Source organism: Agromyces subbeticus DSM 16689, from assembly GCF_000421565.1.
Taxonomy (GTDB): Bacteria; Actinomycetota; Actinomycetes; order Actinomycetales; family Microbacteriaceae; genus Agromyces; species Agromyces subbeticus.
In genome coordinates, this window is record NZ_ATXG01000001.1 from 264997 (window position 1) to 287847 (window position 22851).

At 70.3% G+C, this 22851-nt stretch carries 24 protein-coding genes; 20 read left to right on the forward strand and 4 right to left on the reverse strand.

The annotated features are described in order from the left end of the window. Nucleotides 1-1236 carry an MFS transporter gene (locus tag H521_RS20750; protein WP_022891193.1) on the reverse strand — a complete coding sequence of 412 codons (1236 nt, stop codon included), beginning with the start codon at nt 1234-1236 and terminating at the stop codon, nt 1-3. Between the two features lie 67 nt (nt 1237-1303). Here H521_RS20750 and H521_RS0101160 point away from each other — a divergent pair, with 67 nt between their 5' ends. Next, nucleotides 1304-1666, forward strand: a complete 363-nt coding sequence (locus H521_RS0101160) for a MerR family transcriptional regulator (RefSeq protein WP_022891194.1) — start codon at nt 1304-1306, stop codon at nt 1664-1666. A 21-nt stretch (nt 1667-1687) separates the two neighbouring features. Here the strand turns inward: H521_RS0101160 and H521_RS0101165 are convergent, their stop codons facing one another. Beyond that, nucleotides 1688-2689, reverse strand: coding sequence for an o-succinylbenzoate synthase (locus H521_RS0101165; RefSeq protein ID WP_022891195.1), 1002 nt, complete (start codon nt 2687-2689; stop codon nt 1688-1690). A gap of 70 nt (nt 2690-2759) precedes the next feature. On the opposite strand from H521_RS0101165, the gene H521_RS0101170 reads away from it, so the two are divergent. The 4 genes from H521_RS0101170 to H521_RS0101185 are packed head-to-tail and all read left to right on the forward strand — an operon-like array spanning nt 2760 to nt 6223. Further along, nucleotides 2760-2951, forward strand: a complete 192-nt coding sequence (locus tag H521_RS0101170) for a hypothetical protein (protein ID WP_156891236.1) — start codon at nt 2760-2762, stop codon at nt 2949-2951. Between the two features lie 40 nt (nt 2952-2991). Next, complete coding sequence (locus H521_RS0101175; protein WP_022891197.1) at nt 2992-3975, forward strand: 1,4-dihydroxy-2-naphthoyl-CoA synthase; 984 nt, start codon at nt 2992-2994, stop codon at nt 3973-3975. A 43-nt stretch (nt 3976-4018) separates the two neighbouring features. Continuing rightward, complete coding sequence (locus H521_RS0101180; RefSeq protein ID WP_245560929.1) at nt 4019-5194, forward strand: AMP-binding protein; 1176 nt, start codon at nt 4019-4021, stop codon at nt 5192-5194. A gap of 33 nt (nt 5195-5227) precedes the next feature. Beyond that, the gene (locus H521_RS0101185) at nt 5228-6223 is read left to right on the forward strand and encodes a 1,4-dihydroxy-2-naphthoate polyprenyltransferase (protein WP_022891199.1); all 996 of its coding nucleotides are present in this window, start codon (nt 5228-5230) and stop codon (nt 6221-6223) included. 9 nt (nt 6224-6232) lie between these two features. Here the strand turns inward: H521_RS0101185 and H521_RS0101190 are convergent, their stop codons facing one another. After that, complete coding sequence (locus tag H521_RS0101190; protein ID WP_051159149.1) at nt 6233-6514, reverse strand: DUF4229 domain-containing protein; 282 nt, start codon at nt 6512-6514, stop codon at nt 6233-6235. 73 nt (nt 6515-6587) lie between these two features. Here H521_RS0101190 and H521_RS0101195 point away from each other — a divergent pair, with 73 nt between their 5' ends. The 3 genes from H521_RS0101195 (at nt 6588) to H521_RS0101205 (ending at nt 9837) form a co-directional block, all read left to right on the forward strand. Continuing rightward, the gene (locus tag H521_RS0101195) at nt 6588-7022 is read left to right on the forward strand and encodes a PLDc N-terminal domain-containing protein (RefSeq protein WP_022891201.1); all 435 of its coding nucleotides are present in this window, start codon (nt 6588-6590) and stop codon (nt 7020-7022) included. Next, nucleotides 7015-8889 (forward strand): 2-succinyl-5-enolpyruvyl-6-hydroxy-3-cyclohexene-1-carboxylic-acid synthase, encoded by a 1875-nt coding sequence (gene menD, locus H521_RS0101200; protein WP_022891202.1) that lies wholly within the window; start codon nt 7015-7017, stop codon nt 8887-8889. The genes H521_RS0101195 and menD overlap by 8 nt, the downstream gene beginning before the upstream one ends. A 93-nt stretch (nt 8890-8982) precedes the next feature. Beyond that, entirely contained in the window at nt 8983-9837 is an 855-nt protein-coding gene (locus H521_RS0101205; RefSeq protein WP_022891203.1) for a PPK2 family polyphosphate kinase, read from the forward strand. Between the two features lie 29 nt (nt 9838-9866). On the opposite strand, the gene H521_RS0101210 is transcribed toward H521_RS0101205, so the two are convergent. Continuing rightward, nucleotides 9867-11171, reverse strand: a complete 1305-nt coding sequence (locus tag H521_RS0101210) for an isochorismate synthase (RefSeq protein ID WP_022891204.1) — start codon at nt 11169-11171, stop codon at nt 9867-9869. 92 nt (nt 11172-11263) lie between these two features. On the opposite strand from H521_RS0101210, the gene H521_RS0101215 reads away from it, so the two are divergent. From H521_RS0101215 to H521_RS0101270, 12 genes are all read left to right on the forward strand, one after another. Next, a complete protein-coding gene (locus H521_RS0101215; RefSeq protein WP_022891205.1) occupies nt 11264-11983 on the forward strand; it encodes a class I SAM-dependent methyltransferase in 720 nt (239 codons plus the stop codon). A gap of 68 nt (nt 11984-12051) precedes the next feature. Next, nucleotides 12052-13176 (forward strand): polyprenyl synthetase family protein, encoded by a 1125-nt coding sequence (locus H521_RS0101220; RefSeq protein ID WP_022891206.1) that lies wholly within the window; start codon nt 12052-12054, stop codon nt 13174-13176. Between the two features lie 32 nt (nt 13177-13208). Next, nucleotides 13209-14588, forward strand: coding sequence for an FAD-dependent oxidoreductase (locus tag H521_RS0101225; RefSeq protein ID WP_022891207.1), 1380 nt, complete (start codon nt 13209-13211; stop codon nt 14586-14588). A gap of 99 nt (nt 14589-14687) precedes the next feature. Continuing rightward, complete coding sequence (locus H521_RS0101230; protein ID WP_022891208.1) at nt 14688-15332, forward strand: prepilin peptidase; 645 nt, start codon at nt 14688-14690, stop codon at nt 15330-15332. A gap of 258 nt (nt 15333-15590) precedes the next feature. Further along, nucleotides 15591-15776, forward strand: coding sequence for a Flp family type IVb pilin (locus H521_RS0101235; protein WP_022891209.1), 186 nt, complete (start codon nt 15591-15593; stop codon nt 15774-15776). Between the two features lie 93 nt (nt 15777-15869). Beyond that, complete coding sequence (locus H521_RS0101240) at nt 15870-16259, forward strand: TadE/TadG family type IV pilus assembly protein (protein WP_022891210.1); 390 nt, start codon at nt 15870-15872, stop codon at nt 16257-16259. Beyond that, the gene (locus tag H521_RS20755; protein ID WP_084511765.1) at nt 16247-17266 is read left to right on the forward strand and encodes a pilus assembly protein TadG-related protein; all 1020 of its coding nucleotides are present in this window, start codon (nt 16247-16249) and stop codon (nt 17264-17266) included. The genes H521_RS0101240 and H521_RS20755 overlap by 13 nt, the downstream gene beginning before the upstream one ends. A gap of 53 nt (nt 17267-17319) precedes the next feature. Then, nucleotides 17320-18081, forward strand: a complete 762-nt coding sequence (cpaB, locus tag H521_RS24785) for a Flp pilus assembly protein CpaB (protein ID WP_022891212.1) — start codon at nt 17320-17322, stop codon at nt 18079-18081. Nucleotides 18082-18086: 5 nt separating this feature from the next. Beyond that, nucleotides 18087-19469: a CpaE/TadZ family protein gene (locus H521_RS20765; RefSeq protein ID WP_156891237.1), complete on the forward strand. Its 1383-nt coding sequence runs from the start codon at nt 18087-18089 to the stop codon at nt 19467-19469. Further along, nucleotides 19456-20973, forward strand: coding sequence for a TadA family conjugal transfer-associated ATPase (locus H521_RS20770; protein ID WP_084511767.1), 1518 nt, complete (start codon nt 19456-19458; stop codon nt 20971-20973). The genes H521_RS20765 and H521_RS20770 overlap by 14 nt, the downstream gene beginning before the upstream one ends. Then, complete coding sequence (locus H521_RS0101265; protein ID WP_022891215.1) at nt 20970-21923, forward strand: type II secretion system F family protein; 954 nt, start codon at nt 20970-20972, stop codon at nt 21921-21923. Before H521_RS20770 ends, H521_RS0101265 begins: the two co-directional genes overlap by 4 nt. Further along, nucleotides 21923-22804 carry a type II secretion system F family protein gene (locus tag H521_RS0101270; RefSeq protein WP_022891216.1) on the forward strand — a complete coding sequence of 294 codons (882 nt, stop codon included), beginning with the start codon at nt 21923-21925 and terminating at the stop codon, nt 22802-22804. Before H521_RS0101265 ends, H521_RS0101270 begins: the two co-directional genes overlap by 1 nt. The last annotated feature ends 47 nt before the right edge of the window (nt 22805-22851 follow it).

The window sequence follows — 22851 nt, forward strand, 5'->3', positions numbered from 1 at the left end:
TCAGCGCCCGGCTCCCACCGGCGCGAAGGCGGAGCGCACGGTCGCGGCGATGACCGCTGCGACCGCGACCAGCACGAGGGCGAGCCACGGCAGCCAGTCGATGCCGAGCCCGTCGAGCGCGAGGCCGCCGAGGAAGGCGCCCGCCGCGATCGACCCGTTCCAGGTCGCGACGACCATCGACTGCGCGACATCCGCCGCTTCGCCTGCGATGCGCGCCGGCGCGGCCTGCAGCAGCGTCGGTGCGCTGCCGTAGGCGAGCCCCCAGACGCCGAGTGCGATGTACACGACGATCGGCTGGTCGGCCCACAGTCCGATCGCGATCATCGCGGCGCCGAGCAGCACCGCGGCGACGATGACCATCGACCGCATGCGACGGTCGACGAGCGCGCCCGCTCCGATCACGCCCACCACGGCGAGCACGCCGAACACGAGCAGCGCGAGGTCGAGGTGCGCGTCGATGCCCGATGCCACCGTCAGCGGGGCGATGTAGGTGTAGGCGATGTTGTGGGCGAGGATGAAGAACGCCGTGGTCGCGAGCACGGCGGCGAGTCCCGGCAGCCGCAGCACCGACGCCAGTGAAGGGCGCGCCCCGGCTCGTTCGCCGGGGAACGACGGCAGCGCGGCGACCACCCAGACGGCGAGGCCGACGCCGACGATCGCGATGAGGCCGAACGCGGCGCGCCAGCCGACGGCGCCACCGAGCATCGTCGCGATCGGCAGGCCGAAGGCGAACGCCAGGGGAGTGCCGACCATCGCGATCGAGAGCGCCCGGCCCGAGTGCTCGGGCTCGACGGTGCGCATCGCGTACCCAGCGGCCATCGCCCAGAGCAACCCGGCGAGCATGCCGCCGAGCACGCGGGCGGCGAGGATGAGCGCGTACGAGTCGGCGATCGCCGTGACGCCGTTCACGAGGGCGAAGCCGAGCACGAGCGCGACGAGGAGCGGCTTGCGCGGCACGCTGCGGGTGAGCGCGGTGAGGGGGATCGCGGTGATCGCGGTGGTGACCGCGTAGATCGCCACGAGCTGGCCGATCTGCGATTCGGATGCCCCGAGGTCGGCGCTCATCTGCGGCAGGAGCCCGGCCGGCAGGATCTCGGTGACGACCCCCACGAAGACGATGGAGGCGAGGGCGAGCAGCCCGTTGAGCGGGAGTCGGGTGCGGCCGGAGCGGCGCGCGTGACCCGTCGCCGTCGCGGGCTTCGGCAGGGTCAGTGAGTCGGTGATCGGTGATGCCATGTCGACAGTGTCGAACCTTGACACTAATGTGAAGGTCAAGTCGTGTTCGAGATGGAAGGGAGACGGCATGCGCATCGGCGAGCTCTCCAGCCGCACCAGCGTGGCCACGCGTCTGCTGCGCTACTACGAGGAGCAGGGACTCGTGCCCTCCACTCGGGAGCACAACGGGTACCGCGACTATGCGGAGTCCGCGGTCGAGCGAGTGAACCAGGTGCGCGGGCTGATCGAGGCCGGCATCCCCACCGCGGTCATCCGCGACATGCTGCCGTGCCTCGCGAGCACCTCGCACGCCTCGGCACCGGTCATCCAGCGCGAGCTGGCCGAGACCCTCGCCGAGCGCCGCGCGCAACTCGAGCAGCGCATCGGATGCCTCTCGAAGAACCGCGACGCCATCTCGACCTACCTCGAGCGGGCGACCGTCACCGGCTGAAGCTGCGTGCTCAGGCGCTGCTCACGCGCTCGGCGACACCTCGGCGTCGGCGAGCACCGCGTGACACCGCACGATGCGCTCGAACCACCACTCCGTGCGCTCGGGCGACGCCGCGTGGCGGTCGAGCAGTTCAGGATCGGGCAGCACCCGGCGCACCGGGATCGACCCCTGCTCGGGCAGCAACGGCGAGCGCGTGACATCCGCCGCCAGCAATGACGCGGTGCCGAGCCCGCAGTCGAATTCGAGCGAGGTGATGGATGCCGCGAGCTGCGCGCCCATCGCGATGCCGACGCTCGTGTCGAGGGCACTCGAGACCACGACGGGCAGTCCGGTGCCCGCGATGAGCTCGAGCGCGCGGTGGATGCCGCCGAGCGGCTGGGCCTTGATCACGAGCAGGTCGGCGGCGCCCGCCTCGGCGACCGCGAGCGGGTCGTCGGCCCGGCGCACGCTCTCGTCGGCCGCGATCGGCACGCCCATGTACTTCGTGCGCCGGCGGATCTCGGCGAGCTCCTCGACGGTCTCACAGGGCTGCTCGACGTACTCGAGGTCGAACGGCGCGAGCGCGTGGATCGCGTGCTCGGCCTCGTCGACGTTCCAGCCGCCGTTGGCGTCGATGCGGATGCGGCCCTCGGGTCCGAGCGCCTCGCGCACGGCGCGCACCCTCGCGACATCCTGAGCGAGCGTCTGGTCTGACGCCGCGACCTTGACCTTCGCCGTACGGCATCCGGGGAATCGGGCGAGCACCGCGGCGACGCTGTCGGGATCGACCGCGGGCACGGTCGCGTTGACGGGAATCCGGTCGCGCAGGGCGGGCGGCGGGGCGGTCCATCCGTAGTCGATCGCGGCGGCGAGCCACGCGGATGCCTCGTGGTCGTCGTATTCGACGAACGGCGAGAACTCGGTCCACCCCTCTGGCCCCTCGAAGAGCACGGCCTCGCGCACGTCGATGCCGCGGAAGCGCGTCACGAGGGGGAGGGCCACGACTCGGGCGGTGGCGAGCAGGTCATTCGGCTCGGGCAGCATGTGCCCAGTCTCGCACCCGTGCTCGCCGAAGGTGACGGTGTTATGGTGAACGCCCACAGGGATGGTGCATATGAACTCGCTGCAGCAACTCGGCATCGACGACGTCGAGGTGCCCGAAGACCCGGTGTCGCGCAACGTGCTCATCGGCGTGAGCGGCATCCTGATCGTGATCGCCGCGCTGATCCCGATCACCGCGGCTGCCGTCACCGTCGTGGTCGTCGTCACGACGTACGGCCGATTCCTACTGGGCCTCGGCGGCTGACTCCTTCGGGGGCCGGGCGCCGCCCGAATAGGCTGGGGTCATGAGCCCCGACGTGTCCGAACTGTTCGATGCGAGTGAGTGGACCGACGCGGCATCCGCGATCGGTGGGCCCTCGGGTCTCACCGACATCACCTATCACCACTCGGTCGACGGGCGCATCGCGCGCATCGCCTTCGACCGGCCCGAGGTGCGCAACGCCTTTCGGCCGCACAGTGTTGACGAGCTCTACCGCGCCCTCGAAGACGCCCGCACGAACCCGCACATCGGCGTCGTGCTGCTCACGGGCAACGGCCCGAGCGCGAAAGACGGCGGGTGGGCGTTCTGCTCGGGCGGCGACCAGCGCATCCGCGGTCGCGACGGCTACAGGTACGAGGAGCCCGCCGGTCGAGTAGCGAGCGCCAGCGAGCGCATCGAGACCACGGGCGCGGATCTCGATACGCCTCCTCCGTCGGCTACTCGATCGGCGGGGCTCGGGCGCCTGCACATCCTCGAGGTGCAGCGGCTCATCCGCTTCATGCCGAAGGTCGTCATCGCGGTCGTGCCCGGCTGGGCGGCCGGCGGCGGGCACTCGCTGCACGTCGTCTGCGATCTGACGATCGCGAGCCGCGAGCACGGCCGCTTCAAGCAGACCGATGCCGATGTCGGCAGCTTCGACGCCGGCTACGGCAGCGCCTACTTCGCGCGCCAGATCGGGCAGAAGTTCGCCCGCGAGGTGTTCTTCCTCGCCGAGGAGTACTCGGCCGATCGCGCGTACGAGATGGGCGCCGTGAACCGGGTCGTACCGCACGCAGAACTCGAGCGCGAGGCGATCGCGATGGCGCGCACGATCCTCACGAAGTCGCCGACCGCCGTGCGCATGCTGAAGTTCGCGTTCAACGCGGTCGACGACGGCATGGTCGGCCAGCAGGTGTTCGCGGGCGAAGCCACGCGGCTCGCCTACGGCACCGACGAGGCGGTCGAGGGCCGCGACGCCTTCCTCGAGAAGCGCGACCCCGACTGGGGCCCGTACCCGTGGCACTACTGATGCCGGTTACCGGTCACCGGTTCAGGCGGAGTCCGAGGTGCCGGTGAAACCACTCGTACGGGTGACGGCGACGGATGTCCCGGTGCTCACCGAAGCACTCCGCGTCGCGCTCGCCGGCGGCCCCGCCGTCTGGCCGGTGCCCGCTGCGCTGGGTTTCGAGACGGGCGGAGAGGGCCCTCCTCACCCCGCAGAAATCGCCGAGGGCATCGCGCTCGTCGTGGAGACGAGCGGGTCGACGGATGCCCCGAAGCGGGTGATGCTCTCGGCCGACGCGCTCATCGCGAGCGCCGACGCCACCGCCGACCGGCTCGACGGCCCGGGACGCTGGTTGCTCGCCCTGCCCGGCCACTACATCGCCGGCGCCCAGGTGCTCGTGCGGTCGATCATCGCGGGCACCACGCCGGTGCTCCTGGGCGACGGGCCGTTCACGGCAGAGGCGTTCGCCGCGGCATCCGCTCGCCTCGACGCCGCCGCACCGCGCTACACCTCGCTCGTGCCGGTGCAGCTCGCGCGGGTCGTCGAGCGGGCGCAGCGTGACGCCTTCGTCGCGGCCGCATTGACCGGTTACGACGCGGTGCTCGTCGGCGGGCAGGCGCTCGCCCCCGAACTCGCTGCGCGCGCCGAAGAGCTCGGTGCCCGCATCGTGCGCACCTACGGCTCGAGCGAGACCGCCGGCGGATGCGTCTACGACGGCCGCGCGCTCGACGGCGTCGGCGTGCGCACCGTCGACGGCCTCGTCGAGCTGTCGGGCCCGGTGCTCGCCGACGGCTACCTCGGCGATGCCGAGCGCACCGCGGCGGTGTTCACCTCCGACGCCCGCGGCACCCGCTGGTATCGCACGGGCGACCTCGGCGAGCTCACGGCCGACGGAGTGCTGCGCATCAGCGGGCGCGCCGACGACGTCATCATCTCGGGCGGAGTGAAGGTCGCGCTGGGCGAGGTCGAGCGCGCCGTGCGCACCCGCCCCGGATTCGGCGAAGCCGTGGTCGTCGCGGTCGCACACCCCGAGTGGGGTGAGCGGCCCGCGGTCGTCTCGCCGGCGACGGATGCCGCGACATCCGCGACGCTCGACGATCTCGCCTCGGCGACGGATGCCGCGGGCCTACCGCAGGCCGCACGGCCCGTGCGGCTCGTCATCGTCGACGGGCTGCCGTTGCTCGCCTCGGGCAAGCCCGACCGCCGCGCCATCGCTGCGGCGCTCGCCGCACCGGCGAACTAGCATGTTCGTGTGGCACGCCCGAAACCCCAGCGCATGAATCCCGCCGCCGATCTCGCGGGCAGGAGCCGCGCGCCCGGCCGCAGCGGCAACCCGGCCAAGGCCGCGACGACGGCGGCGCGCACCGCACCGACCGCGCCTCGCCGGCCGCCCCGCGCCACGGCGGCCGACTGGGTCTCGGGTGCGCGGCTGCGCACCCTGCCGCTCGCCATCGCCCCCGTCGCACTCGGCACCGGCGCCGGCATCGTCGCGATCCCCGACGGGCCGTGGCACGGTGCCCGCGCGCTGCTCGCGCTCGTGGTCGCCCTCGGCCTGCAGATCGGCGTCAACTACGCCAACGACTACTCCGACGGCGTGCGGGGAACCGACGAGCACCGGGTCGGGCCGGCCCGGCTCACGGGTTCGGGCGTCGCCAAGCCGCGGCAGGTGCTCGCCGTCGCCCTGAGCTTCTTCGCGCTCGCCGCGCTCGCCGGTCTCGCGCTCACGATCGTCACCGGGCAGTGGTGGATGCTCGCCGTCGGTGCGGTCGCCATCGTCGCCGCCTGGTTCTACACGGGCGGCAAGCATCCGTATGGCTACTACGGGCTCGGCGAGCTGTTCGTGTTCGTGTTCTTCGGCATCATCGCGACCGCCGGCTCTGCCTACGTGCAGGCGCTCACCGTCAACTTCGAGGCGTGGCTCGGCGGAGTGGGGGTGGGCCTGCTCGCCTGCGCGGTGCTCATGGCCAACAACCTGCGCGATGTCGCGCAAGACAAGATCGCCGGCAAGCGCACCCTCGCCGTGCTCGTCGGGCCGCTCGCGGGCCGCATCCTGTTCACGATCTTCATGCTCGCGCCGTTCGCGATCGTGGTGTTCTTCGCGCTGCTCTACTCGACGGCGTGGCTCGTGCTGTTCGCGTTGCTCGCTGCGCTGCCGGCGTGCCTCATCGTGCTCACCGCCAAGACGCCGCGCGAGCTCATCATCGCCCTGCAGCTCGCGAGCCTCACGGCGCTCGTCTACGGGGTCGGGCTCGGGCTGGCGTTCGCGTTCTGACGCAGGGAGTTACTGGTCGCGCTCGCGTGAGCCGCGCTCGACGGCGGCGTCTTCGGCCTCGTCGTCTTCGGGGATCAGCGGCTTCTCGCGGTGCCGAACGGCGTAGAGGTCGCTCGACATCGACTCGCGCGGTCGGCGCAGGAAGATGAGCGACGCGCTGAACCCGAAGAGCGCGGCGACGGCGGCGGAGATCAGCGGATCGATGCCGAACATGAGCAGCACGGCGAGCGGCACGGCGAAGAGCACCAGGCGCAGCGCGGTGTACCAGATCCAGACGGGCACGGATTTCACCTGCTCAGTGTAGATCGCGGCGCCTGAGCGCACTCACAGCCGCGGAGCCCCGCGGCGCGCCTAGACTGGGAGCATGGCCCGGCTGCTCTTCGGACTCGGCGTCGCCGCCGTGATCTTCACGATCTACGCCGTCGCCGACTGCGCGTTCTTCGACCGCACGCGCATCCGCGGGCTGCGTCGCGGCTGGTGGATCGTCGTCATCCTCTTCGTGCCGATCATCGGTGCGCTGCTCTGGTTCATCATCGGCCGCGGGCGTGCCGACCGGCTTCCCGGCGGGCGGGCGCGCACGATCGCTCCCGACGACGACGCCGACTTCCTGCGCCAACTCGGCAGCGAGGCTGAGCAAGACGACCGAATCCGCCGTCTCGAGCAAGAACTGGCCGAGCTCGACTCCGACAAGAAGAGCGGCACCGACGAGGCCGACGGCACGCGTGACACCGAGCGCAAGCGCCCCGACACTCCCGAGACGCCGGGTGAGTCCGGTCCGTCCGCCCAGCCGAATGGCTGAGCCGGCGCCCCACCGACCGGCAGACCGCAGCCCCGCGAGCGATACCGCGATGGCGCTGCTTGCGGCGTTCATCGGCGAAGGCGTCGTCGATGTCGTCGTCGCGCCCGGTTCCCGCTCGCAGGCCCTCGCGCTCGCCGCCGCCGAGCTCGAGCGCGCCGGTGCCGTGCGGTTGCACGTGCGCATCGACGAGCGCGGTGCGGCGTTCCTCGCGCTCGGCCTCGCCGTCGAGTCGGGGCGGCCGGTGCCGATCATCACGACGTCGGGCACAGCGGTCGCGAACCTGCATCCCGCGGTGCTCGAGGCGCATCACTCCGGGGTTCCGCTCATCGTGCTCTCGGCCGACCGGCCGGCGGAGCTCCGCGGCATCCGCTCGAACCAGACGACCATGCAGCCCGGCATCTTCGCGGGCGCGGTGCGCCTCGAGCGCGACGTCACCGCACCCGAGGGGGCAGCCGGCGAGACGGATGCCGCGGCTCGCCTCGCTCGCGACGCCGTTGCCGCAGCACTCGGCCGCGGGGCCGACGGGGTGCGAGCGCCGCAGCCCGGCCCGGGGCCGGTGCACCTGAACCTGCAGTTGCGCGAGCCGCTGTCTGCCGTGGTCGCTGCGGGCTCGTTCGCTGAGCTCGTCGAAGCGGCCAGGGCTGAGCGGGCGGGCGGCCCTTCGACAGGTTCAGGGAGCGAGCTGGCAGGCTCAGCTGGCCACGCCGCGCTCATCGCGCCCGGGCCGCGCACCGTCGTGATCGCCGGCGCCGGTGCCGGCTCTGCGGCCGAGAGCTTCGCCCGAGACGGCGGCTGGCCGCTGCTCGCCGAGGTCACGAGCGGTTCCCATTTCGGCCCGAACCTCGTCGTCGCCTACCGCGAGCTGCTGCGCGAGCCCGGCTTCGGCGACGAGATCGAACGGGTCGTCGTGTTCGGGCATCCGACGCTCTCGCGCGAGGTGCCGGCGCTCGTGCAACGCGAGGGCGTCGAGACGATCGCCGTGGCACCGTGGGGCATCGAATGGTTCAACCCCGGGCGCCGGGTCGGCAGGTTCGAGCGCGCCGTTCGCGCCGAACCGCACGCGCCGAGCGCCGAGGAGCGGGCATGGGTGGGCCGATGGGTGCACGCGAGCCGCACGCTCGTTGAGGCCGGGTTGCCCGTGGCAGTCGTGCAGCGCAGCGGCATCGACGAGACCGGCCACGTCTCCGACTTCGAAGCCCAGCGCGAGTACATGAAGGCGCAGCTCGCCGCGGTGCGCGCCCCGGTCACACGACGAATGCTGGTCGACGCCGTGTGGTCGGCGACGTGGCCGCACGATCGGCTGGTGTTCGGCGCCTCCCGACTCATCCGCGACGCCGACCGTGCCGTGCCCGGGCGACGCATCGCTGTGCACGCCAATCGCGGGCTCGCGGGCATCGACGGCACGGTCGCCACGGCGATCGGCATCGCGGTCGCGAGCCAGAGCCCGCTGCCCGGTGAGCAGGCCGAGGCGCCGGAGGCGACGCCCAGCGCGACGCCCGCTACGACACCTGCATCGCGCGCCGTCGCCGCACACGCGGGCGTCACCCGGGCCGTCATCGGCGATCTCACCCTGCTGCACGACGTCGGCTCCATGCTCATCGGCGACGGCGAATCCCGCCCCCGGGTGCAGCTCATCGTCGGCAACGACGGGGGCGGGTCGATCTTCGATTCGCTCGAGGTCGCGGCATCCGCGCCGCCCGAAGCGTTCGACCGCGTGCAGTTCACCCCGCAGCGGGTCGACCTCGCCGCGCTCGCCGCCGCCTACGGCTGGGCCTACTCCCGGGCGACGACCCGCGGTGAGCTCGATGAGGCGCTCGGCACGCAGATCGATGGCCCGTCACTGCTCGAAGTGCCGCTGCCGCGCTGAATCCGCACCGGAACGCGACCGGCACTTGCCGCGGCATCCGCTCGCTCGGCAGGATGGAGCCGATGCGACGCTCCGTCGCCGAAGGAGCGTGACATGAGCCGCGAGTCGTACTGGACCGCCGACCCCGCCGAGCTGCTGCGGGTCGGTGAGGGCTTCGAGCTGGCGAACACCGACTCGCACGCGCATCCGGGGTTCGACGGCGACAAGGCGGCGGGCCAGCAGGCGCTCGCCGAGGGAGCCGAGATCCTCGCCGAGCTGCAGGAGCAGCTCTTCGCGATGAGCCGCATGGGCGATGAGCGGCGGGTGCTGCTCGTGCTGCAGGCGATGGACACCGCCGGAAAAGGCGGCATCGTCAAGCACGTCATGGGTTCGGTCGATCCGCAGGGCGTGCACCTCGCCGCGTTCAAGAAGCCGACGCCCGAAGAGCTCGAGCACGACTTCCTCTGGCGGGTGCACAACGAACTGCCGGGCGCCGGCATGATCGGCGTGTTCGACCGATCGCACTACGAAGACGTGCTCATCGGGCGGGTGCGCGAGCTCGCGTCGCCCGAAGAGCTCGAGCGCCGCTACGACGCGATCAACGAATTCGAGGCGGAGCTCGCCGCGAACGGCACGACGATCATCAAGGTCATGCTGCACATCTCGCGCGCCGAGCAGAAGGCGCGGCTCACCGAGCGGCTCGCGCGGCCCGAGAAGCACTGGAAGTTCAACCCGGGCGATGTCGACGAGCGGTTGCTGTGGGATAAGTACGCCGAGGCGTATCAACTGGTCTTCGACCGCACTGCGGCAGCGGATGCCCCGTGGTTCGTCGTGCCGGCCGACCGCAAGTGGTACGCGCGGCTTGCGGTGCAGCACCTGCTGATCGACGCGCTCGAGTCGCTGCGGCTCGACTGGCCGAAGGCCGACTACGACGTCGAGGAGCAGCAGGCGAGGCTCGCCGCGAGCTAGATCTCCGCCACTCGACGGACGAGAGTTGCTCAGCCGCCGAAGGCCTCGACGATCGGGCGGAACTTCATGACGGTCTCGGCGAGCTCGTCGTGCGGCACCGAGTCGTGCACTATGCCGCAACCGGCATATGCGGTGACCGTGCCGTCGGCGTCGACCTGCGCACAGCGCAGCGCAATCGCCCACTCGCCGTCGCCGTCGCCGTCGATCCACCCCACCGGTCCGGCATACCGCCCGCGGTCGAAGCCCTCGAGCTCGGCGATCACGGGCAGGGCGATGCGGCGCGGGGTGCCCGCGACGGCGGCGGTCGGGTGCACGGCCTGCACGAGGTCGAGCGAGCTCGAGCCGTCGCCGAGGGTGCCTTTGAGGTCGGTCGCGAGGTGCCAGAGGTTCGGCAGCTGCAGGGTGAAGGGTTCTGGACTCGTGTCGAGCCGGGCCGTGTGCGGGACGAGTCGCTTCACGGCGCTCTGCACGGCGAGCGCGTGCTCGGCCAGGTCCTTCTCCGACCCTGCGAGGGCGATCGCACGCGCGCGATCGGAAGCCTCGCCCGCGCCGCGCGATGCGGTGCCGGCGAGCACACGGGCCGACACGGTGCCGTGATCGACGCGCACGAGGGTCTCGGGGCTCGCGCCGATGAGGCCGTCGACGGCGAAGACCCACGTGTCGGGGTAGTCCTCGGCGAGCCGGTTGATCGTCGCCCGCAGCCCGGCGTCTTCGTGCAGCTCGCCGACGAGCTGGCGGGCGAGCACGACCTTCTCGAGCTGGCCCGCGTCGATGCGTCGCACGGCCTCGGCCACCGCCGCCTCGTAGGCCTCGGGTGTCACCGAGCCGGGCGTGAACGCGACCCGCGGCACCTGCCGCTTGGGCGCGGGCTCCGGCAGGGCGACCTCGCCGGCACCTTCGGCATGGTCGGCCGCGGAGGCATCCGTCGCAGTGTCGCCCGTGTCGAGCGTGATGCGGGTCACCCAGGCACGACCGTCGCGCCGACCCATGACGAGCTCGGGCACGATGAGCACGCTCGTCGCGGCGGACTCGTCGGCGAACGCGAACGCGCCGAACGCGACGAGCCCGGTGCCCGGCAGCCCGACCCGGTCGTCGATCTCGGCGAGGCCGGCGAGGGCGGTCCAGGCTGCAGCGGCGTCTTCGACCCGGTTCGGGCCGGTCGTCTCGATGCGCACCGTCTCGCCGAGCCCGACGATGCCTTCGCCGCGACGCATCCAGACGAGCGGATGCCGCGGGTCGGCGCGCGGGATGAGCGGCTCCGTCTCATCGACGGCGACGGTGCGAACGACGAGCCGAGCACTCGCAGCCTGCGCCGCGTCATCCGTCTGACTCACCGCTTCAGCCTACGCCGCGCTGTCGGGGCGTTCGCCGGTGGCCCGCGAGGACGCACGGACGACCACCCGGCCGGCCGCCGTAGAATCGAGGGATGACGCGCGCAGACCTCGGCAAGCAGCCCGGCCAGGTGTCGGCCATGTTCGATCGCGTCGCCGCGAGTTACGACCGCACGAACAACGTGCTCTCGATGGGCAACGCCCCGCTCTGGCGCGTCTCGACGACGCGCGCAGTCGATCCGCAGCCCGGGCAGAAGATCCTCGACGTCGCAGCCGGCACCGGCACCTCGAGTGCGAGCCTCGCGAAGTCCGGGGCATCCGTCGTCGCCGCCGACTTCTCGCCGGGCATGATCGAGGTCGGCCGCAAGCGCCAGGCGGGCGTGCCCAACCTCGTGTTCGTCGAGGCCGACGCCACGAAGCTGCCGTTCGACGACGACGAGTTCGACGCGGTGACGATCTCGTTCGGCCTACGCAACGTCAACGAGCCCAAGCGGGCGCTCGCCGAGTTCTTCCGGGTCACGAAGCCGGGCGGCCGGCTCGTGATCTGCGAGTTCTCGACGCCACCCGCCGCCCTCGTGCGCACCGGCTACGGCGTGTACCAGCGATACGTGATGCCCCCGCTCGTGAAGCTCTCGAGCTCGAACGACACCGCCTACGAGTACCTCAACGAGTCGATCAACGCCTGGCCCGACCAGCCGACGCTCGCGGGCTGGGTTCGCGAGGCGGGCTACGCGGATGTCGCGTGGCGCAACCTCGCCCTCGGCGTCGTCGCCCTGCACCGCGGCACGAAGCCCCTCGCGTCCGTCGGACCGTGAACCTGCCGATACCCCACCCGTCGAGACATCCCGCGTCGAGCGCGGATCCACCCCGATAGGCTGATGACGTGAAACCGAGTCACCCGGTCGCCCGTCGAGGCTCATCGCTCGCCGCGAATCTCGGCCTCAGCGAACGCGTCTTCGCCTCCTCAGCCGACAAGGCGATGGCGAAGGCGATCGACGACGGGCTCGATCGGGTCGAAGCCGGGCTCCTCCAAGAGGTGCGGTTCGCCGACACCATCGCCGATGTCTCGACGCGCTACCTGCTGCAGGCGGGCGGCAAGCGCGTGCGCCCCATGCTCACGCTGCTCACGGCCCAGCTCGGCGCCGGCGTCACCGACGACGTCGTCACGGCCGCCGAAGCGATCGAGATCACGCACCTCGCGAGCCTCTACCACGACGACGTCATGGACGACGCCGACCGTCGCCGCGGCGTGCCGAGCGCGCAGGCCGTGTGGGGCAACTCGGTCGCGATCCTCACGGGCGACCTGCTCTTCGCCCGTGCCAGCCAGCTCATGGCCGGCCTCGGCGAGGGCGCCATCCGCATGCAGGCCACGACGTTCGAGCGGCTCGTGCTCGGCCAGTTGCACGAGACCGTCGGCCCGCAGCCGGGCGACGACCCGATCGCCCACTACATCCAGGTGCTCGCCGACAAGACGGGCTCGCTCATCGCGGCCGCCGCCCAGTCGGGCATCATCTTCTCGGGCGCCGACCCCGGCTTCGAGGCGCCCATCATCGAGTTCGGCGAGAAGATCGGCGTCGCGTTCCAGCTCGTCGACGACGTCATCGACCTCTCGCCGCAGCCGGCCGAGACGGGCAAGGTGCCGGGCACCGACCTGCGCGCCGGCGTCGTCACCCTGCCGATGCTGCGCCTCTCCGAGCACGCGAAGCACGACGCGGCATCCGCTGCCCTGCTCGAGCGCATCGAGCGCGACGTCGTGGTCGTCACCGACCCGGCCGCGCTCGGCGACCCGCTCGACACGAACACGCTGGCATCGCGTATCGTGCCGTCGAAAGCGACCGTCGACGCGATCGTCGCCGAGCTGCGGGAGCACGAGGCGACGCGCGCGACGCTCGCCGAGGCCCACCGGTGGGCGCGCGAGGCCGTCGCGGCCCTGGCGCCGCTGCCCGAGGGCAGCGTGAAGAAGGCGCTGACACGATTCGCCGAAACGGTCGTGGAGCGCGAGAGCTGATGCAGCAGCCGAGCCCTGAGGAGACTAGGCACGTGACGAGGAACAAGCTGAGACTGGCGATCGTCGGGGCAGGCCCCGCGGGCATCTACGCCGCAGACATCCTGCTCAAGTCGGAGCGCAACTTCGACGTCTCGATCGACCTCTTCGATCACCTGCCCGCGCCCTACGGGCTCGTCCGCTACGGCGTCGCCCCCGACCACCCGCGCATCAAGGGCATCATCTCGGCGCTCCGCGAGGTGCTCGACCGCGGCGACATCCGCATCTTCGGCAATGTGCGATTCGGCGAGGACATCACGCTCGAAGACCTGAAGAAGCACTACAACGCGGTGATCTTCGCGACTGGTGCGGTGAAGGACGCCTCGCTGCGCATCGCCGGCGCCGAGCTCGAGGGCTCGTACGGGGCCGCCGAGTTCGTGAGCTGGTTCGACGGACACCCCGACTTCCCGCGCACGTGGCCGCTCGACGCCCGCCAGGTCGCCGTCATCGGCAACGGCAACGTCGCGCTCGACGTGTCGCGCATTCTCGCCAAGCACGTCGACGACCTGATGCCGACCGAGATCCCGGCGAACGTCGCCGCGGGCCTCGCCGCTTCGCCCGTGACCGACGTGCACGTGTTCGGCCGGCGCGGCCCCACCTCGGTGAAGTTCACGCCGCTCGAACTGCGCGAGCTCGGCGAACTGCGTGACGTCGACATGATCCTCTACGACGAGGACTTCGACTACGACGATGCAGCCCGTGCGGCCGTCTCGGGCAACAAGCAGGTTTTCGTGATCGACAAGGTGCTGAACCAGTGGCGCCAGCGCGAGGTCGGGCAGGCCTCGCGTCGGCTGCACCTGCACTTCTTCGCGAAGCCGCTCGAACTCGTCGACGACGGCACCGGCCGGGTCGGCGCCATCCGCTGGGAGCGCACCGCGCCCGACGGCGAGGGCGGCGTCGTCGGCACCGGCGAAATCCGCGAACTGCCCGTGCAGGCCGTCTACCGGGCGGTCGGCTACTTCGGCTCGCAGCTGCCCGGCATCCCCTTCGACAAGAAGTTCGGCGTCATCCCGAACCACGAGGGCCAGGTGCTGACGAGCGACAAGTCGACCGGCGAAGCGCGCCAGATGTACGGCGTCTACGCGACCGGCTGGATCAAGCGCGGCCCAGTCGGCCTCATCGGGCACACCAAGTCCGACGCGATGGAGACGATCAAGCACGTCATCAACGACCTCGGCAACTGGTGGACCCCCGAGTCGCCGTCTGAGGAGTCGGTCATCGAGCTGCTCGAGTCCCGCGGCATCCGCTGGACCGACCTCGACGGCTGGCACCGCCTCGACGAGCACGAGCAGGCGCTCGGTTCGGCCGAGGGGCGCGTGCGCGTGAAGGTCGTGCCGCGTGACGACATGGTCGACATCTCGCGCGGCGAGGAGTAGGGCAACCGCCGGTCGAGTAGGCGCGCCAGCGCCGCCTGCTGCCGGTCGAGTAGGCGCGCCAGCGCCGTATCGAGACCCGCAACCCGCTACGCTCCACGGATGGCCCTGCTCGCACCCGCGCTGATCGCAGCGCTCGTCGGCGCAGCATTCGGCTGGTGGCCGCTCGCCGCGTGGGCGGCACACGCGATGCACGACGAGCGGATGTCGCGGCGCACCGTGCGCGTCACCGCGGCGATCGTCACGGCAGCCGCCTTCGGCGCGCTCACCTGGCGCTTCGGGCTCACGTGGTTGCTGCCGGCGCTGCTCGCCTTCGCCGCGTGCGCCACCGTGCTCTCGATCGTCGACCTCGCCGAGCACCGGCTGCCGAACGCGGTCGTGTTCCCCGCGCTCGGCGCCGTCGCCGTGCTGCTGGTGCCGGCGTCATGGGCGGGTTCAGCATGGCTGCCGATGCTGTGGGCGCTCGCGGGTGCGGCGGCGATGTTCGCCGTGTACCTGCTGCTGGCGCTCATCTCGCCGTCGTCGATGGGCATGGGTGACGTGAAGCTCGCGCTCGTGATCGGGCTGCTGGTCGGCTGGTTCGGCCTGTCGACGTGGCTGCTCGGACTGCTCGGCGCATTCGTCGTCGGCGGCGTGATCGCGATCATCGCGCTCGCGCTGCGACGCGTCACGCTGCGGGGTTCGATCCCGTTCGGGCCATCGATGCTCGCGGGGGCGCTGCTCGCGCTGCTCGTCGTCGGGCCGTGATCGGCGTCGGGGTACGTGGTGTACCCCGAAAATGGGGGACGCTGTACCCCATGCCGGGTGACATCTGATACCCCCAGAACAAGGCACACACGACGCGCATTCCGCGTGGAATCAGGCCAATTCGCACGGTTCGTTGCGCGAACCGTCGTTCTATCCCCCGAAGAGGGGCGTTCGGGGCCGTACACGCAGGACTACCGTCGGGTCACCGCACCTACCCGAGCGGTGTACTGCACTTACCCGAACCCGAAGGATCCCGAAATGCTCAAGGCATATTCGCGCATTCAGGCGCGCATCAACTCCCTCCGTGACCAAGAAGAAGGCGCGACTGCGGTCGAGTACGCCCTCATCGTCGGCCTCGTCTCGCTCGTCATCATCGCGGCGCTCGCCCTGATCGGACCGGCGGTCGTCACCTTCGTGAACAACGACATCATTCCGAAGCTCTAGCCAGGAGGTTCGCCCAACGAGCCGTCGGGCTGCGCCCGATCGGGCGCAGCCCGCGGCTCGTGAGCAGCATCGCGTGAGCAGAATGAGGTAGTGATGCGATCCCTACGATCGGTCCATGGTGCGGCGGCCGTCGAGTTCGCGCTCGTCGTGCCCCTGCTGCTCATCGTGCTGTTCGCGATCCTCGACCTCGGCTGGGTGTTCAACCAGCAGCTCACCGTGACGGCCGCAGCACGCGAGGGCGCACGACACTACGCAGTGCATGCGAACGAGGCGGGCGCGCAGGGCGAGGCCGAAGCGATCGTCGCCGGCATCGTGCCCGGCACCCCGACCATCACGTACCTCTCGACCTGCAGTCCCAACGTCGATGACGACGAACTCACGATGGTCGTGCATATTCCGCTCACCGATCTCACCGGTTGGCTCGACAGCATCACGGGTCAAGCGACGCTCGGCGGACAGGGGAGCATGCGATGCGGTGGCTGAGCGCGCGTGAGCGCAGGAACCGCGGTGAACGCGGGGCGGTGGCGATCTGGGTGGCGATGTCGATCATCCCGATCCTCGTCTTCATCGCGGTCGTCGCCGATGTCGGCCTGCTGTTCTGGGAGAAGGGCCAGCTGCAGAACGGTGCGGATGCCGCGGCGCTCGCTGTCGCCCAGGAGTGCGCCGCCGATTCGAGCTGCAGCGGTGGCGCCGGCGTGCTCGCCGATGAGATGGCGGTGCTCAACGCCAACGATGACAGTGCAGCGAGTGAGCTCCTCTCGCTCACGGTGAACACCAGCAGCGGCAAGGTCGAGGTGCGTGCGTCGACGTCGACGGGCAGCGGCACCACTATGCAGCATCCGTTCGCCTCGATCATCGTGCCGACGGAGACGACCCTCGACGCCGACGCGACAGCGGAGTGGGGCGCCCCGATCGCCGGCACCACGATTCCGCTGGCGATCGCGCAGTGCGAGTTCGACGACTTGCCGGCGCAGCCCGCCGACACGCAGAACCCGCAGCGCGCGCTCATCCTGATCAACAACAGCAACACCGGAGTGCCCTGCGCCAATGGGTACCCCGGCGGATTCGGCTGGCTCGACGGTACCGGCTGCCAGGCGGAGATCTCAGCCGGTGGAACGGTGGGCGGAGTGCCGGGAATCCAGCCGAACCAGAACAAGAACGGCTGCTCGAACACATATCTCAACACCTTGCTCTGCAAGACCGTGCTGATTCCGCTGTACAGCGCCACGACGGCGCAAGGGCAGAACGCGACCTACACGATCTCGAGGTTCGCCGCCTTCAAGATCACCGGGCTGAAGACCGGTGGGGCCGCCCAATCCGCCGTCTACTGCGGCGGCAGCCCGCTGAGCCCCGCCTTCCCGACCGGCCCGGCCGGCGGCAACGCCAAGGGCATCCAGGGGTTCTTCGTGAAGTACGTCGAACTCGGTGAAGACTTCGAGCTCGGCAATTCCCCGGGAGCCGGATTGATGATCGTGCGCCTCTCCGAATGACCGACTGACCCTGCTCAGCGGAGGACTGACCCTACTCAGCGAAGAAGGACCACATGAAGACCCGAATCATCGGGGCGATCCTCGCCCTCGTCCTCGCCGTACTCGGTGCGTTCGTGCTCGTCAACTACGTGCGGGGCGCCGATGCCCGCGCCGCCGACGGCGCTGAGCAGGCCGAGGTCTTCATCGTCGACACCGAGATTCCGAGTGGCACCCCCGGCGACCGCATCGCCGAGTTCGTGACAGTCGACACGATGCCGGCGCGCAACATCGCCGACGGTGCGGTCGCCGACCTCGCCACGCTGGAAGGAACCGTCGCCGACGTGGCGATCCTCCCCGGAGAGCAACTGCTCGAAGCCCGGTTCGTCGACCCCGCCGTTCGCGCGGCCCAGGGCACGGTGGATGTGCCGGAGGGCATGCAGGAGGTCAGCTTCGCGCTGCCCGTGCAGCGAATGGTCGGCGGCTCGGTCGTGCCGGGCAGCACGGTGGGGATCGTCGCGACCACGGCATCCGACATCAGCTCGCCGCCCGGCGTGGCTCCGATCACCACCCGTTTCGAGTTCGATCGCGTGCTCGTGACGGCGGTGCGCGTCGGCACGACCGTGACCGGCGGCTCAGCGGAGACCGAGGCTGCGGAGTCCGGTGACGTGCTCCTCTTCACCGTCGCACTGGGCACGCACGACGTCGAACGCCTCGTGTGGGCGCTCGAGGCGGCGGAGAAGTATCCACAACACCACGGAGTCTGGCTGACTCTGCAGAACGAGGCGACCGACACCTCCGGCTCCGCCCCCGTCGATGAGAGCAATGTCAGGCGGTGACGACGGTGACTCCATACCTCCTCGTCAGCAGATCCGCCGAGTACGAGCAGCGCTTGCGTACTCTGCTCGGCCGACGCCTGCACGTCGTCACCGGTGAGTTCCTCACCTTCGGAACCGACACGATCCTCGACATGGCGGGCGAACGGCCGCGCATCGCCCTGCTGGGCCCCGTGCTCAACTACGAGGAGACGCGCGATCTCGTCGAGGGCCTCGCGGAACGACACCCGGGCATCGGCATCATCGTCGTGCGCGAGCAGCGCAGCGACCTCGAAGACTGGGTCGACGAACTCGAACTGCACGCGGTGCTGAGCCCGCAGGCCGCCGACACGACCACGCTCGACCTGCTCGCCAGGCTCTCCGATTGGCTCGTCGCCAACGGGCGCGCCGAACGGGGCGACTTCGCCGTGCCGGAAGAGCCGGAGCCCGACGTGCCGGAGGTCGGCGGCACCATCGGCAGCGTCGAGGATCTGCTCTCGTTCGAGGAACTGGTCGCCGAGCCCGGAGCGCTCGATGAAGCAGGAGCCGACGAGGCGTCGCTCTCGATGGCGCCCGACCCCTCCGACGACGTGCAGGCGCCGGTCTGGGAGTTCCCGCCGATGCCGCCGGGCACGCGCAGCGAGGTGATCGCCGTGGTCGCGCCGAAAGGCGGGCAGGGAAAATCGACTCTGGCGATCAACATCGCCGCGAGCCTCGCTGAGGGAGCGCCGAACTCCGTCGTGCTGATCGATGCCGACCTGCAGTTCGGCGATGTCAGCACTTCGCTCGCGCTCGAGCCCACGGCGACGATCGTCGATGCGGTGGCGCCGGAGGCATCCGATGAGATCGTGCTGAAGACCACGCTCACGCATCACGCCGACGGATTCTTCGTCGTCGCGAGCGCCCCGTCGCCCGAACTCGGCGACGGCATCGCCCCGCGGGCCCTTGCACGGCTGGTCGAGCGGCTCCGCGGCACGTTCCGCTACGTCGTCGTCGACACCACCCCGGGACTCGGCGAGCACACGCTCACGATCATCGAGCACGCGACCGACGCCGTCTTCGTGACCAACATGGCCGTCGCGAGCCTGCGCGCGATGCGCACCGAGTTCGAACTGCTGAGAACGCTCGGTCTCACCCCTGCCAACCGGCATCTCGTCGTGAACTTCAGCGACCGGATGTCGGGACTGACCGTCAAGGACGTCGAGAACGTCATCGGCGCACCCGTCGACGTGGAGGTGCCCCGCTCACCGGCGGTGCTCCTCGCGGTCAACCGCGGGGTGGTGCTCGTCCGATCCGATGCGCGCGATCCGGCCGCCAAGGCGATTCGACGCCTCGCGGCGCGCATCGCGCCCGATGCGGTGACCGGCCGCACCCGAACCGACAAGAGGCGGCGATCACATGAGCCTGTATGACCGACTGAACGCGCTGCACAGCGACGGTGCGGTGGATGCCGCCGAGCCAGCCCCGCCTGTAGCTCCGGGTTCGCCCGATTCTGCCCTCACGATCACCGACACCGAAGCAGCCGCGGGACCCGGACCGAGCGCAGCTGTGCCCGCCGAGGCGCCGCCTATGCGCGAGTTCACGCCGTACGCTCCGGGCAACGCCGAGTCCGCCGCATCCGTCGACCCGCTCGCCGGGGTGAAGGAGAAGGCGGCCGACGAGCTCTTCGGGCGCATCGGAGCACGACTCAACGACGCGAGCCTCACCGAGGAACAGCTGCACGCCATCGCTCGCAGTGAGCTCGCCGAGATCGTGGCGGGCGAGCAGCTCGCACTGACGACGGCCGAGCGCAACCGGCTCATCGACGACATCGGCGCCGATGTGCTCGGCTACGGCCCACTCGAACCGCTCCTCGCCGACGATTCCATCAGCGAGATCATGGTCAACCGACACGACCAGATCTACGTCGAGCGGTTCGGCCGACTCTCGGAATCACCCCACCGCTTCACCGGCGAGCCGCAGTTGCGGCGCGTCATCGAGCGCATCGTCGCGCGAGTAGGCCGACGCATCGACGAGTCGTCGCCGCTCGTCGATGCACGGCTCGATGACGGCTCGCGCGTGAACGCGATCATTCCGCCGCTCGCGGTCGACGGCGCATCGCTGACCATCCGGAAGTTCGCGGGCACGCCGTACACGGTCGAGGACCTCATCGGCTTCGGATCGATGACGCGGGAGCTCGCCACGGTGCTCGATGCCGCCGTTCGGGCCAAGCTCAACATCCTGGTCTCGGGTGGCACCGGCACCGGCAAGACGACCCTGCTCAACGTGCTCTCCGCGTTCATCCCGCCGGAGGAGCGGATCATCACGATCGAAGACGCCGTGGAGTTGCAGTTGCAGCAGAACCACGTCGTGCGGCTCGAGTCGCGCCCGCAGAACATCGAGGGGCGCGGCGAGATCACGATTCGCGACCTGGTGCGCAACTCGCTCCGCATGCGACCCGATCGCATCGTCGTCGGCGAGGTGCGCGGGGCCGAGAGCCTCGACATGCTGCAGGCGATGAACACCGGCCACGAAGGCTCGCTCTCGACCATCCACGCGAACTCGCCTCGCGACGCCGTCTCGCGCATCGAGACCCTCGTGCTCATGGCCGGCATGGACCTGCCGTTGCGGGCCATCCGCGAACAGATCTCGTCGGCCGTCGACCTCATCGTGCAGATCAGCCGGCACAAAGACGGCATGCGTCGGGTGACGCACCTGACCGAGGTGCACGGCATGGAAGGCGAGGTCGTCACCCTGCAGGACGCGTTCACCTTCGACTACAGCGCCGGCTACGACGAAGAGGGTCGGCTTCGAGGCCGCATCGAGCCGACCGGTGTGCGACCGCGCTTCGCGGAGAAGGTCGCCGACCACGGCATTCCGTTGTCGATGGCCCTGTTCCAGCCGCAGCAGCGAGACCTGCTCGGGGAGATCCGATGACTGCCGCGCTGCTCGTGCTGGGCATCGTGCTCGGACTGCTCGCCGTGCTCACGCTGGTGTTCCTCGTCATCGCGCCGCCGGCGCCGCGAGTGGCGGCCTCCCGGCGTCGCGCTCCCGGCGTCGAACACGTGTCGCTGCTCAATCGGGCGTCGGCGCGAACCACCGCGGCGGTCGACGCAGCGACGAGCGGCCGCGCCCGCTTCTTCGGCCCTGAGCAGCTCGAGCTGGCCGGCATCGCCGCGACGCCCTCGCAGATCGTCATCTACGTGGCCTCGGCCGCGAGCGGCGCAGCCCTGGTCGGCGCCCTGCTCGGCCTCGCGAGCGGTACCGCGATCATTCTCGCCGTGTTCTTCGCCGTCGCCACACCCCTCGTGGCCAAACTGATCGTGATGCTGAAGACGGGTCGCCGCCGCACGAGGTTCGCCGACCAGATCGATGACACGGTGCAGCTGATGGCCGGCGGACTGCGCGCCGGCCACGGGTTGTCGCGAACGATCTCCGCCGTCGCGAGCGAGGCGCCCGCGCCCATGGGCGAAGAACTCGCCCGAGTGATGAACGAGACTCGCCTCGGGCGCGACCTTCCGGGCTCGCTCAGCACCACCGCCCAGCGCATGCGCAGCGACGACTTCGAATGGGTCGCCCAAGCGGTGAGCATCAACGCGGAGACCGGCGGCAACCTCGCGGAGGTGCTCGACCGGGTCGGCACCACCATCAGGGAGCGCAACCAGATCCGCCGTCAGGTGAAGGCGCTGAGCGCGGAGGGACGACTCTCGGGCATCATCCTGATCGCCCTGCCGATCGGCATGTTCATCCTGCTCTCGGTGATCCAGCCCAGCTTCCTTCCTTCCTTCTTCGGGACGTTCATCGGAATCGTCGCGTTCATCGTGGGGATCATCCTCCTGATCCTGGGCACGCTCTGGATCGCGGCCGTGGTGCGGGTGAAATTCTGATGGCCACGCTCATCGCCTATCTCGCGGCCGGTGTCACGGCGTCCGCGGTCGCGCTCTTCGTCTTCCTGCTCTTCCCGAAGCGAGCGGTGGCAACCGAGACCGACGAGGTCGTCGAAGTGCACCCCACCGTCGGCGTCGTGCAGCAGTCCACCCTCGGTCGGAACCTGGTGGCGGCCGCGCCGAGCGGCTACGTCGGTTGGCTCGATCGCCAGATCGTGTTCGCCGGCCGGCCTGCGGGATGGACGATCAACGGCATCGTCACGTGGAAGCTCGTGCTCGTCGTCGTCGGTGCGCTCATGGGCCTGCTGTTCGTCGTCGTCGGTGGGCCGCATCCGCTCAAGGTGCTCGTCGCGATCGCCGCGACCGTGCTGCTCTTCTTCCTCCCCGACGTGCTCATCAACAGCCGGGCGCACGAGCGTCAGCAAGCGATTCGCCGCGCGTTGCCCGACACCCTCGACCAGATGACGATCGCCGTCGAGGCGGGTCTCGGCTTCGACTCGGCGATGGCCAAGGCCGCGCGCGGTGGCACGGGGCCGCTCGCCGAAGAGCTCATCCGCGTACTGCAGGACATGAGCATCGGGCGCACGCGACGGGCGGCGTTCATGGAGCTCGAGCGACGCACCGACATCGAAGACCTCAACCGGTTCGCGCGCGCCGTCATCCAGGCGGACTCGTACGGCGTCGCGATGGGCGACATGCTCCGCGTGCAGTCGGGCGAGATGCGGCTCAAGCGTCGTCAGCGCGCCGAGGAACAGGCGATGAAGATGACCGTGAAGATCCTCTTCCCGCTCATCTTCTGCCTCCTCCCCGTCTTGTTCATCGTCATCATGACCCCCGCGGTGGTGCAGATCGTCGCAACGTTCACCGAACTCGGTTCCTGACCTCGCGCAAACCGCCACCCGGGTGCTGGTGTCGGGCAGCGGCGACG